The organism is Ruegeria sp. C8 (genome assembly GCF_056537565.1).
In genome coordinates, this window is record NZ_JBQFRV010000015.1 from 66649 (window position 1) to 82777 (window position 16129).

Here is a 16129-nt window from a genome sequence, read left to right on the forward strand (position 1 = left end):
AGTCACTCCGGCGCTGTTTGCGGAGCGGGCGCTTCGTCTTTCAAGAGCATGAGAAGCGCGAGGATGGTCAGCCCGACCCCACCCAGAAGAAGGCCTGTCGGGATGCCGTTGCCCAGCGCGATCTCCCACAGGATCACCCAGCTTGGGACGAGATAAGTATACGCCATCACTTTGGCCGAGGGCAGGCGCAAAGCTGCGAACTGCACCAGCACGAAACTGACAGCTGTTGCAAAGAAGGACAGGTAGAACAGGCCCAGCCAAACGATACCCGGAAGGTTGGCCCAGTCGGTTGCAAGGATGTCGCGCCAGCCAAAGCCGGTCAGCAACAGGCACCCTGCGACGAGCGTGCCGAAGGTGAACACCACGGCCGGCTCGCCCCGGTTCAATTTGCGCACCATCGGGGTGTAGATCGCATGGGCGACACAGCCCCAGAAATAGATGATCTCACCTCCTCCGATCGAGAACGCCCGGAACGCCTGCCAATCAGCGCGAAAGATCACCCAAAGCGCACCTGCCGCGCCGACCACCAAGGCCAGAGCCATCCGGGGCGTTGTGACCTGACGCAACAGCGCCCACCCAGCGAAGGCGGCAATCACGGGTGTAAGGGTAAATACCGCAGCCGCGCTGACCGGGGGGGCGGTTTGCAGCCCGTAGAACATCAGCACGAAATAGGTGGCGAACAGCCCGCCCAGCACAAGATACCGCCAAGGCGCCTGCGCTGCACTGCGTGGCAAACCGGTGGTGGCCAATGCGGCAAGGCCGATCACAGCTGCTGCTATCCCGAACCTCACCGCATTCAGCGCCGCCGGAGCGATCTCATTGGCGATGATCGACCCCAACGAGAAACTGCCTGCGACCAGGGCCGAGAAGACCAGCATGGCCAGATGGCCACGCGCTTGTGGGCTCATGGCAGCCAGCCCTTGGACTGGTCCTTCAGGAATTGCAGGAAAGACTGCACCTTGGTCGTACGATGCAGGTCTACATGGGTCACCAGCCACAGCTTGCCGGACCACTCCGGCAGCGGCTCCATGACCTCTTCGAGTTCAGGATGGCGCACGGCCTCCCACCGGGCCATGAAGCCTATCCCTGCCCCAGCCAGAACCGCTTCGCCGCAGGTGAAGTTGTTGGAACACAGGAAAGTCATCGCCTCAACCGGTGCATTTGCACGCAGCCAGCGTGAAAACGGCGCGCGGCTGTTTTCATCGTCATTGCCGACAAATGCGTGATTGCCAAAATCCTCTACACCCGAAGGCTTGCCGCGCCGTGCTATATAATCCTTGCTGGCGTAGAGCCCGACCTCCTGCGCTACAAAGGGCTGTACAACATTGTCAGGCTGATCAGGCGCGGCACCTGCACGAATGGCCACATGCGCCTCACCATATTCCAGCCGAAACAGACGATCCCCGGTCAGATAGCGCACGATCAGGCCCGGATGTGACCTCTGAAACTCGGTCAATGTCGGCACGACCAGGGGGGCCAGCGACGCCAGAGAGGTCACGACCAACTCGCCCGAGACGTCATCGCCGCGCCCTTTCATGCGACCAACCAATTGGTTGAACTGATCTTCTGTGGCTTGGGCCACGCGCAAAAGGTCCTCACCCGCTTCGGTCGGGGTGTACCCCCGCGCATGACGCTGGAACAGCTTCACTCCAAGGCGCGCCTCGATGGCGTCGATATGGCGAATGACCGTTGCATGATGCACGCCCAGAACCTCGGCCGCGCCGCTGACCGTTCCCATACGGGCCACCTGATACGCGGTTCTGACTTCGTCCCAATTGTCCATCACGACCTCATAATGTGCAATTTCAAACACTCAATGTTGACTTAGCCGAGTTTTGTTCGCCAGCACAACGCTCATATTGGGAGCAGAGCGAAATTTCCCCAATGAGGACATCATGACCAAAACAATCCTGCATATCGACGCCTCGGCCCGCCGCACCGGATCAGCAACCCGCGACCTGTCGCATCGCGTCGTCCAGCATCTTGGCGCGGAACGCATCATCCGCCGCGATCTGGCCAGCCCCCTGCCCCTGCTGACCGAGGACTGGATCGCCGCTAACTTCACTCCGGCAGACCAACGCGATGCCGTTCAGCGTGATCAACTGGCCCTGTCCGACGAGCTGGTGAACGAACTTCAACGCGCCGATACCATCGTGATCGGCCTGCCGATCTACAACTTCTCGGTCCCGGCGGCGTTCAAGGCATGGATTGATTTGGTTGCCCGAGTCGGTCTGACATTCTCTTACTCCGAAAACGGCCCCAAAGGCCTTCTCGAAGGCAAACGCGCCGTTCTGGCAATCGCATCAGGTGGCACGGCGGTCGGATCTGAAATCGACTTTGCAACCAATTACGCCAAGCATGTTCTAGGCTTCATCGGCATCACTGACGTCGACGTCGTAGCTGCAGATCAATTGGCCATTGACGCCGACTCGTCGGTCAAAAATGCCCACAAAGCCATTGGTGAACTGGCAGCCTGATCAGGCTCTGGCCAAAGCAAAGCGAAACGTCCAATCTGCACGGCAGTAGCTTTCTGCGGATTGGGCGTTTGTCATGAAAAAGATCGGAATTCTTGGGGGCGTCGGCTGGGCCTCGACGGTGGATTACTACCGCGCGATTTCCGAAGGGGCGAGCCGCCACTTCGCCGCGCGTGGACACGGGTCCCCCCTCCCCATTCCACCGATGACAATCGAGTCCGTCACGCAAGCCAAAACACGGGCCTTGCGCGGTATGGCCGGCGATGAGGCAAGTTGGACCGCATTCGACGCGGTGTTTCGAGAGGCGCTTCTGACCTTGGAGAATGCGGGATGCGACTTTGGCATCATCGCCTCAAACACTCCGCACGCACGTCTTCATGCTATCCGGCAGGGCGTGTCGATGCCAATTCTCAGCATCTTCGACGCGACGGCCGAGGTCACCGCGTCAACAGGCGCGTCACGGGCGCTGGTTTTGGGCACGGCCGTGACCATGCAGGCGACCAACTACGCCGACAGGTTGGCACAGGAGGGCCTCGCCGCAAATGATCGTCTGCCCGAAGTCGAAATCGCCGAGATGCAGGCCATGATCGACAACGAGTTTTACGGCGGTGCGTCAGAATCCGCTCATGACCGGCTGCTGGCCTTTTGTAACAAGCATGCAGAACCGGGCACGGCCATCCTGCTGGCTTGTACGGAACTGCCGCTGGCCTTCCCCAACCATCTGGACGATCCCGTGTTCGAAGCCGACGGACATTTGTTCATCAACCCTTCGGCGGCCCATGTAGCCGCCGCGCTGAAACAAGCGTTGGAGGAGTGACTAAGGCAGCCAGGTCACGGCGCATCCGATCCGGTCGAAGAACGCCATCAAATCGGACTGCGTCATCGCGACGGTTCGGTCATTGACCAGCGGGTGCATGTAGATCACGTCGGCCTGCTGCGCCGCTGCGTCCATGAAGAACCGCACGTTATTCTGTACCCCGTTGATCATCGCCAGCGGGCTGACTGCACCCGGACGGATGCCGAGGTTCTCCAACAAGCGATCCGCCGAGCCGAAAGACAGGTTACCGATCCCCAATTCAGCGCCCAGCGCTTTGAGGTCAATCTCGCGGCTCTGTTCAAGCGTCACCAGATAGTTGCGCTTTTTCTTGTCGCGCAGGTACAGGTTCTTCAACCGCAAGGCATTCTCACCCGGCACCATAAACTGGTCCTCAACGGCCTTTGCATCCTCAACTGTGCGCAGCGGCACATGAGAATGCAGCCGATACTCCAACCCCCAATCATCCAGCTGCGCCAACAACGCATCGGAACTGAGCGGCAATGTGTCCTGAAAAGCGGATGATGCGTCCATGAGACCCTCCTGTTCGACGCGCTCATCGCGCAACGCGCGGGCGAATTCAAGCCACGACAGCCCTCGAATTCGATGCTAGCGTACCGCCATGAAAGTCACGCGCAACACCCCGGACCAGTTGATCCTGTCCAATACACCCTGGCTGATAGGCATCATGCTGGTTGTCTTCATCCTCTGTTTCGTCGGCGCAGGCCTCTTCATGGCCACCGAAGGGGGTGAGGGCATCTTCTTCGGCATTTTCTTTGCCCTGGTCGGTGGAGGTTTGGGCTTTGGCGCCTTCTGCGTCTTTGTGCGGCGCGTGCAGGTCATACTGGACCGTCGCACAAACAGCATCGTGATCCGCCGCCAATCGATCTTTGGTTATGACACCGTGGAACATGATCTGTCGAACCTCTCCCATGCCGAGGTGGAAACCACCACCTCGAGCCGTAAAGGAAACTCGTCCAAGATGCATCGCCCTGTTCTAATCTTAGAAAAGGGCATGAGTGCTGGTCGTCACCCGATTGTCGAAGCCTATGTCAGCGGAGGCGGCGCACAGCGGATGGTCGATGCGGTCAATGCCTGGCTTCCGGCGCACACGGTTGACTCTGACATCCAATCCGCCTAAAGCCCCACCAAACATCCGGAAGCGTAGACCTTCCGGTCCCTTGAGTCGTTCAGGGATCGCCCCCCACCAGCGAGTTTCGCCCGTGGGGGCAATGCCATTTGGCATTACCCCCACGTCTAATTCAGTGGGAGGGGGCAATTGTGCATTTAACCGGCGTTTCCTACTTAGGGGATGCCACATCTAAACCGGCATAGGAGGCCGAAGGCATGTTTGAAAATCTATCCGAACGCCTCTCTGGCGTCTTTGACCGGCTGACAAAACAAGGTGCGCTGTCCGAGGAAGACGTCAAAACCGCCCTGCGCGAGGTTCGCGTTGCCCTGCTTGAGGCCGACGTCTCGCTGCCGGTGGCGCGCGCTTTCGTCAAGAAGGTTCAGGAGCAGGCGACCGGCCAGGCGGTGACCAAGTCGATCACGCCCGGCCAGCAGGTCGTCAAGATCGTGCACGACGCGCTGGTCGAAACCCTGCGTGGCGAAGAAGACCCCGGCAAGCTGAAGATCGACAACCCGCCTGCCCCGATCCTAATGGTCGGTCTGCAGGGCTCGGGTAAAACCACGACCACCGGTAAGCTCGCCAAACGACTGAAAGAGAAAGAGGGCAAGAAGGTCCTGATGGCCTCGCTCGACGTCTATCGCCCGGCGGCGATGGATCAGCTTGCTGTTTTGGGCACGCAGGTTGGTGTTGACACGCTGCCGATCGTTCCGGGCCAGACGCCGGTCGATATCGCCAAACGCGCCAAACAGCAGGCGACGCTGGGTGGTTACGACGTCTACATGCTCGACACTGCGGGCCGTCTGCACATTGACGAAGTGCTGATGGACGAGGTCGAGCAGGTCCGCAATGTGGTTGACCCACGCGAAACCCTGCTGGTCGTCGACGGCCTGACCGGCCAGGTCGCAGTTGAAGTCGCCGAGGAGTTCGACGCCAAGGTCGGCATTTCCGGCGTGGTCCTGACCCGGATGGACGGTGACGGGCGCGGCGGTGCGGCGCTGTCGATGCGCGCTGTCACCGGCAAGCCGATCCGTTTTGTTGGTCTGGGCGAGAAGATGGACGCGCTCGAAACCTTCGAGCCGGACCGGATCGCTGGTCGTATTCTGGGCATGGGCGACATCGTTGCTCTGGTCGAAAAGGCCCAGGAAACGATGGAGATGGAACAGACCGAGCGCATGATGAAGCGCATGGTCAAAGGTCAGTTCAACATGAACGACCTGAAAATGCAGCTGGAGCAGATGATCCAGATGGGCGGTATGCAGGGCATGATGGGCATGATGCCTGGCATGGGCAAGATGGCCAAGCAGATGGATCAGGCCGGTCTCGATGACAAGATCCTGCGCCAGCAGATTGCAATGATCCAGTCGATGACCAAACGCGAACGCGCCAACCCGCAGCTGCTGCAGGCCAGCCGTAAGAAACGGATCGCCGCCGGTTCGGGGATGGAGGTTAGCGACCTCAACAAACTGCTCAAGATGCACCGGCAGATGTCGGACATGATGAAGAAAATGGGCAAGATGGGCAAAGGCAAGATGCTGAAACAGGCCATGAAGGGCATGTTCGGCAAAGGTGGTCCCTCGCCCGAAGAAATGGCAGCAGGCATGGACCCCAAGGCGCTGGAACAGGCGGCCAAGGCCATGGGTGGCAAGATGCCCGGTGGTCTGCCCGGACTGGGCGGCGGCATGGGCTTGCCTCAGGGCCTCAGCGGGTTTGGCAAGAAGAAGTAAATGACTGCCCTCGCGCCTAATATCCCCCAACTTGAGACCGAGCGCCTGATTCTGCGCGCGCCGTTCGAGGCTGATCTGGACGCAGACACCGCGTTCTTCTCCAGCGAAGCTGCGAAGTATGTCGGCGGTCAGATGCGCCGGGACGAGGTATGGCGTGTGATCGCTGCTCTGCTGGGCCATTGGTCGCTGCGCGGCTACGGATACTGGAGCGTCGATGAAAAAGACACCGGCGAATATCTTGGTCGTGTCGGTCTATGGTGCCCCGAAGGCTGGCCTGAACCCGAGGTTGGCTGGACGCTGCTGAACCACGCCACTGGCAAGGGATACGCGACTGAGGCCGGGTTTGCAGCGCGCAGCTATGCCTATGATGTTCTGGGTTGGGATACTGCGATCTCGCTGATCGATCCTGATAATCACGCCAGCATCGCCGTTGCCAAACGTCTGGGCGCACAGTTCGAATACAATTACGAGCATCCCAAATATGGGACGTCGGAAATCTGGCGGCACCCAGCCCCGGCGGATCTGGTGAATGGTGGAATGGAGGCCTACGCATGACCTCTTTCAACATCCCCACTGTCGAAACCGAACGTCTTATCCTGCGCGCACCGCATCAGGACGACCTTCCCGCGATGACTGCGTTCTTCAATACAGAACGCAGCTATATGGTCGGAGGTCCGAAGGATGAACTGGGCAGCTGGGATTCGCTGGTTAAACGGTTGGGCCATTGGGCGCTCAATGGCTTTGGCCTGTGGCATCTGACACAGAAATCCAGCGGCGCGTTCGTTGGTTGGGCGGGTATGATCTTTGCTCCGGGCTGGGATGAGCCGGAATTGGGCTGGACCCTGATGGAGCAGGCAGAAGGCAAAGGTCTGGGCTTTGAGGCCGCGCAGGCCGCGCGCCACTACGCTGCCCAGCATCAAGGCTTGAACGGCGTTATGTCCTATATCGCCCACGCAAATGACCGCTCGCGCGCTTTGGCCGAGCGTCTTGGCGCCACCTATGAGCGCGAAGCCGAGCTGCTGGGCAAGAAAGCCCAGATGTGGCGTCACCCGCGTATCACCGTTTCTAAAACTGCTTTGACCTCCGAAAGGACCGGCCAATGACGAACCCCGTGACACAGGCTGCGACGCTGCTGAAAGAGCATCGCAAAAGCATCGACCGGCTGGACGCGATCCTTGTCTATACGTTGGGCGAGCGGTTCAAGCACACGCAGGCCGTTGGCAAGCTCAAGGCCGAACACGACCTTCCCCCGTCCGATCCCACGCGCGAAGCCGCGCAGATCGCACGGCTAGAAGACCTGGCGAAAGAGGCCGATCTGGACCCAGATTTCGCCAAGGCTTTTCTGAATTTCATCATTCAGGAAGTCATCCGACACCACCGGAAACATCAAGAGTGAACGTCCGGTTCAACAAATACCAGAATTGACCGGGCAATTCCCGGTACACGCCATCTAAAGGAGATACCACCATGGCAATGAAAATTCGTCTCGCCCGCGGCGGCTCGAAAAAACGTCCCTTCTATCGCATCGTTGCGGCTGACAGCCGTATGCCTCGCGATGGTCGTTTCATCGAGAAACTGGGCACCTACAACCCGCTGCTGCCGAAAGACAGCGAAGAGCGCGTGAAAATGAACATGGAGCGCATCCAGTACTGGCTGGATCAGGGCGCTCAGCCTACCGACCGTATCGCACGCATGTTGGAAGCTGCCGGCACTCGTGACAAAGCCGAGCGCAACAACCCCAACAAGGGTACTCCGGGCAAGAAAGCCCAAGAGCGCGCAGAAGAGAAAGCTGCAAAGGCTGCTGAAGCGGCCGAAGCTGCTGCTGCACCGGCTGAAGAAGCTGCAGCAGAAGAATAAGCAGGCCGACGCGTGCAGGATCAGGCTTTCACCGACGATTTTCGCACGCAGTTCGATCTGTTGATGCGGCTCCGGCGCGATGTGCGTCGGTTCCGCACCGACCCTGTGGACGAGGCAGTGCTGACGCGCTGCCTCGACGCATTTCTGCTGGCCCCTTCCGTGGGGCTCAGCGAACCTTGGCGCGTGATCCGCGTCGAAAGTGAGGCCGCGCGCGACGCGGCGCTCAAGAATTTCCAAACCGCCAATGCGGACGCTCTGGCCGGGTATTCCGGTGAGAAAGCACAGCTGTATAGCGGCCTCAAACTTTCGGGCATGCAGGAAGCGCCAGTGCAATTGGCGGTGTTCTGCGATGACACCACCAGCAAAGGCCAGGGTCTGGGCGCGGGCACCATGCCCGAGATGCGGCGCTATTCGGTTGTCTCAGCCATCACCCTGTTCTGGCTGGCCCTGCGCGCGCAGGGGCTGGGGCTGGGCTGGGTCTCGATCCTCGACCCCGACCAAATGAACACCGATCTGAACGTGCCGGACAACTGGCGGCTGATCGGCTATTTCTGCGTCGGCTGGCCGGAAGAAGAATCCGACACGCCCGAGCTGGAACGGGCGGGTTGGGAAGACCGCGACGAGACTCTGCCGATCGAGGTGCGATAGCCGATGTTCGGATTGTTACGACTTCCCATCCTGTTGCTGATCGCTTTTATTGTCGGCGTGTTCTTTGAACGCAATAACCAGCGCGAAGCCTGCGAAGTGATCGGGCAATGGCGAAACGGACTATGTATAACGGAAGGCTCAAATGAGTGATCTGATCTGCGTCGGCAGCATTGCGGGCTCATACGGTGTGCGCGGCGAGGTGCGGCTGAAAAGCTTTTGCGCCGTGCCGGAAGACATCGAAGCCTATTCGCCACTGACCGACGAAGACGGCAAAGAGCGCTTTCCCGTGGTGCTGACCCGCGCAATCAAAAACGGATTTGCCGCGCGTCTGGGCGGGGTTGAAACCAAGGAAGAGGCGGACGCCCTGAACGGCCTACGCCTGTATGCTCGGCGGGATCAACTACCTTCGCTGCCGGATGACGAGTTCTATCACACCGACCTGATCGGGCTGGAGGTGTATGACACCGGCGGCACCCTGCTGGGCCGGGTCAAATCGGTCCAGAACCACGGCGCCGCGGATTTGTTGGAATTGCACGGGCCGGGTCTGAAATCGACTGTCCTGCTGCCCTTCACTTTGGACGCTGTTCCGACAGTTGATCTGGAGGCCGGTCGCATCGTCGCCGATCCGCCAGAAGGCCTGATCTGATGCGGCGCGTTCTGCTGCATCTGGGGTTGCACAAGACCGGCACCACTGTTGCGCAGTCGTTTCTCTACAAGAACCGTCAGCTGATCTGGCCGCATTTTTCACTGATCCTGCCCTATAAGACCCGCAAAACCGGACTTGCAGACATCGCCACGCGGCATTCGGTCTATCGCATGAACAGCACCCTGGCCGAGTTCGAAACAGGTGTGCATGCGCTGCTGGAACCGATCGACTTTGGCACCAGTCGCGGCTTGATCCTCAGCGAGGAAAACTTCGCCGGTCTGCGCCCCAGTCGCAACAGCGCCGAAGGCTACGGGGCGACCCCGGAATTGGCGACGACGCTGGTTGAACAGGTCAAGGATCGGCTGGGTCCCGAGCCGGTCGACCTTACGATCTATCTGTCCCTGCGACAGCGTGAGGATTGGACGCGCAGCCTCTGGGCACATGATTTGAGGCGGACGCGGCTGGTGCAAGACTATGACGGGTTCCGGGAGGCGCTGAACCACCTGCCCTCTCCGAAAGAGACGGCCGACATGCTTCAGGACCGACTACCGCTAGTCAAGGTCCAGACCGAGTGGATGGAGGACCTGCGCAAGCGGCGCTTTGGTCCGGGCGCTCCGTTTGCGGCATTTCTGAATCTACCACGCGACAAGATGTTCAAACTGGTCGCGCCGGAGCCGCACAAGGCCCGTCCGACTGATGATGTTCTGCTAGAATTGCTGGAGTTGAACCGTTCCGCGCTGGACGATGCGGCTTTGATGGCGCAAAAGAAGGCCCTCATCAAACGCGCCAAGGACGATCTGGTTGCCCAATCATGACAGATACACCAAGCAAATCCTACGGTCGCAAGGCCATCCGACCCACTCTGCAACCGCGCGAGTTGATGACTCCAACGCCGGATCTGCACGGCGTATGGAAAGCCAAGATCATCACCTTGTTTCCCAGCGCTTTCCCCGGCGTTCTGGGCGAAAGCCTGACAGGTAAGGCTCTGCAGGAAGGGCTTTGGCAGCTGGAAACTGTTGATTTGCGGCAATTCGGGATCGGTAAACACCGCAATGTGGATGACACACCCGCAGGCGGGGGCGCTGGTATGGTGCTACGCGCCGACGTGTTGGGGCCTGCCATCGAACAGACCATGGCCGGTATCCGAGGCAACTGGCCACTAATCTATCTCAGCCCGCGCGGCAAGCGTATGGACCAGCGGATGATGCAGAATCTGGCGCGCTGCGACGGGATGACCTTGCTCTGCGGTCGGTTCGAGGGCGTAGACGAGCGTGTGTTGGAGCATTACGGCGTGCAAGAGGTCAGCCTCGGCGATTTCGTCATGACCGGCGGTGAGATCGCGGCGCAAGCTCTGATCGACGCCACCGTGCGGCTGATCCCCGGCGTGCTGGGCAATCAGGCCTCGACCGAAGAAGAGAGCTTTTCCTCGGGCCTGCTGGAACACCCGCAATACACGCGCCCCGCAGAATGGAACGGCCGCCCGATCCCCGAGGTCCTGATGTCCGGTCACCACGGCCGCATCGCCGAATGGCGCCAAAAGATGGCCGAGGACCTAACGCGGGAACGGCGGCCTGATGTGTGGGACGAATACGTTCGCGCCAGGCAGAAATCTATCAAATGATACAGGCTACTGTGGCCCGCAAACCGCAGGTCCACAGTTAAAGCTGATGCTAATTGCAGTTGAAGAAATCGCGGGATACTCATCCCAGAGCAATGCGATGGACACAAAAGATTCGCACATTTGAATGAACGGCAATTCATGAAAAAGCTATTACTTTTGGGCTGCGCACTTGTCTCGGCATGCGCGACCAGTGCTTTGGAAGACTCCGTGCCAACTCAGGCCGGACACAATATGGCATCCGCTCGAAACGCGGTATTGTCTTGCTCGAACGAAGCAGAAATCGGCGGGAATGCCGCAGTGATCGGAGCCTATCCAGCCTTCATCTTGATGTCGTCGCCCTTGGTCGGATCTGTGCTTGCATATGGCAGCCGACACGAACTCAGGGCGCAAGGCGAGATGGATCAGGTAGACCGCTGCCTGAGCGAGCGCGGCTTTGACCGCCGCGTTCTGACCCAAGGAGAAGCGTTCTGGCTGCGCAATGCCTACGGTGAGGAACGCGTGCGCAGGCTAGATCACCTTGTCGCGGGCGGCACCGTGGAAAGCTACGCGGCACCTCAATCCTAAGGCGTCTATCCTTTCCACTGCGCCCAAATCTCGGGCGGGCCGCTGAAGACGTTTATGTCGACCTTACCCTGAACCCCCGGCACCAGCCCGGTGCCAGTGTATTGCCAGAACCTCCACACCGCGCCGGGATAGACCTGACGGGGATGTCCCGCGACCGAGCGCAACCAGAACTCGGTCTTTGACAACCGTCCGATGTCGGTATCCTGGTAGAAATCCACAGTCGTGTAGACGATGGGTCGGCGGCCATAGTGACGTTCGAGGATATCGAGGAACTTTTGCGCCTCGGCCCGAACGATTTTGCCATCAGGGCGAAGGGTGCAGGTTTTCGAATGCGGCGTCCACTCCATATCCAGCACATGTGGCAGGTCCGCGCCTTTCGGGACATTCCGAATGAACCACTGCGCCTGCTCACGCGCCGGTCGGCAGAAATAGTAGTAGTGATACGCCCCCCACGGAACGCCCGCCGCCTGCGCGCCGCGGCGATGTTCGTTGAACATCGGGTCGAGGAAATCACCCCCCTCGGTCGCTTTCATGAACACAAAGCTGACGCCCGAGGCCTTTGCCTGACGCCAGTCGATCGGCCCCTGCCAACGCGAAACATCCAACCCGTGAACCGGATACAGGCCGGGATGCCGCCCATCCCAGTCATGGGGATCGGCATCGCCAAAGTCGGGGTAGATCACGGCGGGCGCGGTCCGGTCCACGCCCGGCGTGGCCTCTACGACCTGCGGCGGAGGTCCTCTGCGTCCGCAGGACATCAAAACAGCGGCCGCCAGGGCCAGCATGATTGCAAATCGGGTCATTGTTTCAGCCTGAAATAACTGCTCTTGTAATTGACCTCAGAATGCCTGATCCAACGCACAAAGCAACGTCGCATTCGGGAATTGGCAAAATCCCACCGCCGGTGCCTGCGATTTGGGCTTGATCCCTGTCCGCAAACACCCTAAAGCAGCGCAATCCGGTGCCGCGTGATGCGACTCCGGTGTTTTGGTTTGTTTTATGGCACAACGCTTGGCTTTCTTCGGCCAACGCGTGTCAGGTCAGACCGGACCAAAGGAACATTCGATCTGACCTCTGGCGGGCTGTTCGCAGGACCCGGTGAAGACCAAGAGCTCTCAGGCCGTGCCCAAACTTCGTGGACCAACCACGAGCAGATAGGAGTGAATGCGATGGACCTGATCGCACAGCTTGAGGCGGAACAGATTGCCGCCCTGGGGAAAGACATCCCCGATTTCAAAGCCGGTGACACCGTTCGTGTCGGCTTTAAAGTGACCGAAGGGTCGCGTACCCGTGTGCAGAACTACGAAGGTGTCTGCATCGCGCGTAAAGGTGGCAACGGCATCGCCGGTTCGTTCACCGTCCGCAAAATCTCGTTCGGCGAAGGCGTGGAGCGTGTATTCCCGCTGCATTCGACCAACATCGACAGCATCACCGTTGTTCGCCGTGGCCGCGTCCGTCGCGCCAAACTGTACTACCTGCGTACCCGTCGTGGTAAATCCGCACGTATCGCAGAGGTCACCAACTACAAGCCCAAAGCTGGCGCCGAAGCGTAAGGAACGGAAAGATGAAAAAAGACATCCATCCCGATTATCACGTCATCGACGTCAAAATGACCGATGGCACCGTTGTTCAGATGAAATCCACCTGGGGCAGCGAAGGCGATCAGCTGGCTCTGGAAATCGACCCCTCCGTGCACCCCGCATGGACCGGTGGCTCGTCGCGCCTGATGGACGCCGGCGGCCGCGTGTCGAAGTTCAAAAAGAAATACGAAGGTCTGGGCTTCTAAGTCTTGCCACGTTCGATTTCGAAAGGCCGTCCCTTGAGGGGCGGCCTTTTTTTGTTTCCGACTAAATGCATGATGCACGCCGCGCCCCGCTGACCTTTTTCCAAAATGAAATCAGATCGGGAACTTTCTTATTTCGTCAGTTCCACTGCACTGTGCAGTGGTGGCACGGGTCCGCGCAGCAGCAGCAGCGCCAAAACCATCCCGATCAGAGCGGCAATCGCGGCGACCACCATTGCGCTGTCAAAGGCGTTGTCCTGCAAATCCCGCAGAGCCTCAGCCAAAGCTGTTCCTGCCGTCGGCTCCAAGCTGGTGAGTAACTGCTGGACCTCGCCAGGTTTGCCGTGGGTTAGCGCATGTGCCAGATCAGCCCGCTGCGTTGATCCGGAGGGTAGTGCGTCAATCACTTCGGACAGGCCCCGGCGTATGGTGATGGACTCTGCCAACCCACCGACCACTGCCCCCATGGTTGCTCCGAAATAGAGACAGGCGTTGATCACGCCTGAGCCCTGCCCTACATGCTCTTCGGGCAGCAGCCGCAGGCCGAGGCGTGGCAGAAGCGAGAAACAGATACCCAACCCGATCCCGACTATCAGCAGCTTCCACCAGATCTCGGAATATTGCGTGGTATTCGAAACTGTCGTCAGCAACAGGAACCCACATCCCATTGCCCCCAGTCCGATCGCAACCGGCCACTGGAAACTGTAGGGTGCCAGAAACCTGGGCGCGGTGACAGATATGACGAACATGCTGAGGCTTAGCGGCATGATCGCCAATCCCGCGCCAATGGAGGTATAGCCAAAGGCATCCGGCGATTGCACAAACGTGTTGAAATAGACAAAGAAACAGAAAAGCGTGAAACCGGTAAAGAACATTCCCGCGGCGGCCATGAAATAACGCGGATGGCGGAAATACCGCAGCTCGATCAACGGGTCATCACTGCGACGCGAGACAATGACCAGCAGGACGGTCGCCAGGGCCGCCACAGCCAGCGGTATTAGCGTCAGTGGCGTGCTCCACCCGCCGCTTTCCCCATTGCTAAGCGCAAAGGACAGCGGCCCGAGAAACAACAGAATGGCAACTGCTCCGGGATAGTCGAAACGTGCCCCGGCAAGGCGTGTGTCAGGCACGTACTTCCGTTTGCTGACATGCAACCCAATTGTGAAGGCCACGACCAGTAGAACTAGATCTGCGGCAAACACCGCGCGCCAGCTAATGTAATGCCCAAAGGCACCGCCTACGATGGGACCAACGCCTATAGCCAGCCCGACGATAGCGCCCCAGAATCCGGTGACACCTGCCCTCTGCTCCTCAGGGGTCGCTGCTGTCAGCAGGGAAAGAGAGGTTCCGAACAACGCCGCCGCCCCCGCGCCTTGCGCACCGCGCCCGATTAACAGCATGGTTGCGTCTTGCGCAAACAGGACCGAGCCAGATCCGAAGGCAAAGACGACCATACCAAAGAAGAAAACCCCCATCTTGCCGGTGATATCGCCCAGACGACTGACGATGGTAACAAGTGAGGCGCTTGCGACGGTATAGATCGCCATTACCCATTGCAGGCCGGACGGTGTCAGGTCGAATTCGGCCTTCAGGTTAGGTAGGATCGTCGCAACGGCGGTGGTGTTAAACCCTACAACCATCATGCAGATTGCCGTCATCGCCAGCACCACGCGGGCGCGGGCTTGTGGGGTTACGTCTGTCGGCGTCTTTCCGTTCATCGTGTCACCCTGAGCTTGTGGCTCTTTACCGCAATTTATCAGTAGACTAGCGATTTTTGCAGCCACGCATAGGGTTTACGTCAAATCCAATAGGTCAAGGCCAGCGGTAGAACGAGTATGGTCGTCAAGGTAGACACTAGGATGAACCCGGCGACATCCGGGCCGTATTCCGGCACGTGCTGGTCAATGAACAGGTATGTTGCCACCGAGGATGGCATCAGGCAGCACAGGATCAGGGCGCCGCGCTCGGCACCCGTGAAGCCGAAGAGCCAGACCAGACCCATGGCAATACCCACAGCCATGACCAGATGCAGTCCGGTCAGCAAGACTGCACGCCCCAGACTGGCAATCCTTAGCGTCGCCAGCGTGTGGCCCAGTGTCAGCAACATCAGCGGGATCGACAACCCGCCCAGGATATCGAAGGACTTGGCGATCGGTTGCGGCAGGCTGGTCCCTGTGGCCATCAGGATCAACGACAGGGCCACGGCATAGATGATCGGTGATGTGACCAGCTTTCTGACCGAGAACACACCGGCCGGGATCCACATTCCAACGGTAAAGATGCTGATCAGGACAACGACGACAAAGGCCATTGTGTAGGCCATCCCCGCGTCGCCCAGCGCCAGCAGAGTGATCGGCAGGCCGATATTGCCCACATTCCCATGCATCAGGGGCGTCAGGAACGCCCTTACAGGCAGGCGCAGAAGCCGCAAAGCCACAAAGCCCAGAACGCCAAAGCTGGCCACAGCCAGCGCAGCAGCGCTCATCATATCCAGAAACGTGCCCACATTCAGCTTGGTGCCCGCAAGATGCGACAGGATCAGGGTCGGATAGCCGACCCGCGAGACGATCCCTCCGACCACTTTATTGTCAAACGGAGACTTGGTAATCGCCAGCCCATACCCGATGCCCACGCAAATCAGGACCGGTAAAACCACGTTCAGAACGCTCAGGAACAGTTGCTCCAACCGGTATCCTCCTGTCCGATCCTCGATTAAAGAGTGAATCACGGGCCCGGTTTTGGCAAGCATGGCGTTCTAAACTGCCAAAGCGATTGGGTTTTCCAAATTAGAGCCTGATATTGGTCGAAACAACGCCCCGAGGTTCTTTTCTTCCCCGCTGACACAACATATAGTGGCTAATAACAA

The 16129-nt window shown here is 59.3% G+C and carries 21 protein-coding genes; 15 read left to right on the forward strand and 6 right to left on the reverse strand.

Annotated elements, in window-relative coordinates; genetic code table 11:
* Positions 1 to 2: 2 nt before the first annotated feature.
* Both ACR0KL_RS17970 and ACR0KL_RS17975 read right to left on the reverse strand, forming a co-directional pair.
* Positions 3 to 908 (reverse strand): DMT family transporter, encoded by a 906-nt coding sequence (locus ACR0KL_RS17970; RefSeq protein ID WP_170681312.1) that lies wholly within the window; start codon positions 906 to 908, stop codon positions 3 to 5.
* Positions 905 to 1783: a LysR family transcriptional regulator gene (locus ACR0KL_RS17975; RefSeq protein WP_170681314.1), complete on the reverse strand. Its 879-nt coding sequence runs from the start codon at positions 1781 to 1783 to the stop codon at positions 905 to 907. The genes ACR0KL_RS17970 and ACR0KL_RS17975 overlap by 4 nt, the downstream gene beginning before the upstream one ends.
* A gap of 112 nt (positions 1784 to 1895) precedes the next feature.
* On the opposite strand from ACR0KL_RS17975, the gene ACR0KL_RS17980 reads away from it, so the two are divergent.
* Complete coding sequence (locus ACR0KL_RS17980) at positions 1896 to 2477, forward strand: NAD(P)H-dependent oxidoreductase (protein ID WP_170681316.1); 582 nt, start codon at positions 1896 to 1898, stop codon at positions 2475 to 2477.
* A 73-nt stretch (positions 2478 to 2550) separates the two neighbouring features.
* Entirely contained in the window at positions 2551 to 3291 is a 741-nt protein-coding gene (locus ACR0KL_RS17985) for an aspartate/glutamate racemase family protein (protein WP_170681318.1), read from the forward strand.
* On the opposite strand, the gene ACR0KL_RS17990 is transcribed toward ACR0KL_RS17985, so the two are convergent.
* Positions 3292 to 3822, reverse strand: a complete 531-nt coding sequence (locus ACR0KL_RS17990) for a prolyl-tRNA synthetase associated domain-containing protein (protein ID WP_170681319.1) — start codon at positions 3820 to 3822, stop codon at positions 3292 to 3294. It lies immediately after the preceding gene.
* A gap of 88 nt (positions 3823 to 3910) precedes the next feature.
* Between ACR0KL_RS17990 and ACR0KL_RS17995 the strand changes: the two genes are divergently transcribed.
* From ACR0KL_RS17995 to ACR0KL_RS18045, 11 genes are all read left to right on the forward strand, one after another.
* Positions 3911 to 4429, forward strand: a complete 519-nt coding sequence (locus ACR0KL_RS17995) for a hypothetical protein (RefSeq protein WP_170681321.1) — start codon at positions 3911 to 3913, stop codon at positions 4427 to 4429.
* Between the two features lie 206 nt (positions 4430 to 4635).
* Positions 4636 to 6144, forward strand: coding sequence for a signal recognition particle protein (ffh, locus tag ACR0KL_RS18000; RefSeq protein ID WP_170681323.1), 1509 nt, complete (start codon positions 4636 to 4638; stop codon positions 6142 to 6144).
* Complete coding sequence (locus ACR0KL_RS18005) at positions 6145 to 6699, forward strand: GNAT family N-acetyltransferase (protein WP_170681325.1); 555 nt, start codon at positions 6145 to 6147, stop codon at positions 6697 to 6699.
* Positions 6696 to 7247, forward strand: a complete 552-nt coding sequence (locus ACR0KL_RS18010; protein ID WP_170681327.1) for a GNAT family N-acetyltransferase — start codon at positions 6696 to 6698, stop codon at positions 7245 to 7247. The genes ACR0KL_RS18005 and ACR0KL_RS18010 overlap by 4 nt, the downstream gene beginning before the upstream one ends.
* Positions 7244 to 7540, forward strand: coding sequence for a chorismate mutase (locus tag ACR0KL_RS18015; protein ID WP_480777345.1), 297 nt, complete (start codon positions 7244 to 7246; stop codon positions 7538 to 7540). Before ACR0KL_RS18010 ends, ACR0KL_RS18015 begins: the two co-directional genes overlap by 4 nt.
* A gap of 71 nt (positions 7541 to 7611) precedes the next feature.
* Entirely contained in the window at positions 7612 to 8001 is a 390-nt protein-coding gene (rpsP, locus tag ACR0KL_RS18020) for a 30S ribosomal protein S16 (RefSeq protein ID WP_170350323.1), read from the forward strand.
* Between the two features lie 12 nt (positions 8002 to 8013).
* The gene (bluB, locus tag ACR0KL_RS18025) at positions 8014 to 8649 is read left to right on the forward strand and encodes a 5,6-dimethylbenzimidazole synthase (RefSeq protein WP_170681329.1); all 636 of its coding nucleotides are present in this window, start codon (positions 8014 to 8016) and stop codon (positions 8647 to 8649) included.
* Positions 8650 to 8791: 142 nt separating this feature from the next.
* Complete coding sequence (gene rimM / locus ACR0KL_RS18030) at positions 8792 to 9295, forward strand: ribosome maturation factor RimM (protein WP_170681331.1); 504 nt, start codon at positions 8792 to 8794, stop codon at positions 9293 to 9295.
* Positions 9295 to 10110 (forward strand): hypothetical protein, encoded by an 816-nt coding sequence (locus ACR0KL_RS18035; protein ID WP_170681333.1) that lies wholly within the window; start codon positions 9295 to 9297, stop codon positions 10108 to 10110. Before rimM ends, ACR0KL_RS18035 begins: the two co-directional genes overlap by 1 nt.
* The gene (gene trmD / locus ACR0KL_RS18040) at positions 10107 to 10916 is read left to right on the forward strand and encodes a tRNA (guanosine(37)-N1)-methyltransferase TrmD (protein ID WP_170681334.1); all 810 of its coding nucleotides are present in this window, start codon (positions 10107 to 10109) and stop codon (positions 10914 to 10916) included. The genes ACR0KL_RS18035 and trmD overlap by 4 nt, the downstream gene beginning before the upstream one ends.
* 138 nt (positions 10917 to 11054) lie before the next feature.
* Positions 11055 to 11480, forward strand: coding sequence for a hypothetical protein (locus ACR0KL_RS18045; protein ID WP_170681336.1), 426 nt, complete (start codon positions 11055 to 11057; stop codon positions 11478 to 11480).
* Between the two features lie 5 nt (positions 11481 to 11485).
* On the opposite strand, the gene ACR0KL_RS18050 is transcribed toward ACR0KL_RS18045, so the two are convergent.
* On the reverse strand, positions 11486 to 12283 hold the full coding sequence (locus ACR0KL_RS18050) for a glycoside hydrolase family 25 protein (protein WP_170681338.1): 798 nt from the start codon (positions 12281 to 12283) through the stop codon (positions 11486 to 11488).
* A gap of 366 nt (positions 12284 to 12649) precedes the next feature.
* On the opposite strand from ACR0KL_RS18050, the gene rplS reads away from it, so the two are divergent.
* Together rplS and rpmE are read left to right on the forward strand one after the other, a co-directional pair.
* On the forward strand, positions 12650 to 13033 hold the full coding sequence (rplS, locus tag ACR0KL_RS18055; protein ID WP_170380501.1) for a 50S ribosomal protein L19: 384 nt from the start codon (positions 12650 to 12652) through the stop codon (positions 13031 to 13033).
* A gap of 11 nt (positions 13034 to 13044) precedes the next feature.
* Positions 13045 to 13266 carry a 50S ribosomal protein L31 gene (gene rpmE / locus ACR0KL_RS18060; RefSeq protein WP_170380502.1) on the forward strand — a complete coding sequence of 74 codons (222 nt, stop codon included), beginning with the start codon at positions 13045 to 13047 and terminating at the stop codon, positions 13264 to 13266.
* Positions 13267 to 13394: 128 nt separating this feature from the next.
* Here rpmE and ACR0KL_RS18065 read toward each other — a convergent pair whose 3' ends face one another.
* Positions 13395 to 14981 (reverse strand): MFS transporter, encoded by a 1587-nt coding sequence (locus tag ACR0KL_RS18065; protein ID WP_170556343.1) that lies wholly within the window; start codon positions 14979 to 14981, stop codon positions 13395 to 13397.
* Between the two features lie 80 nt (positions 14982 to 15061).
* Entirely contained in the window at positions 15062 to 15949 is an 888-nt protein-coding gene (locus ACR0KL_RS18070) for an AEC family transporter (RefSeq protein WP_170681340.1), read from the reverse strand.
* Between the last annotated feature and the right edge of the window lie 180 nt (positions 15950 to 16129).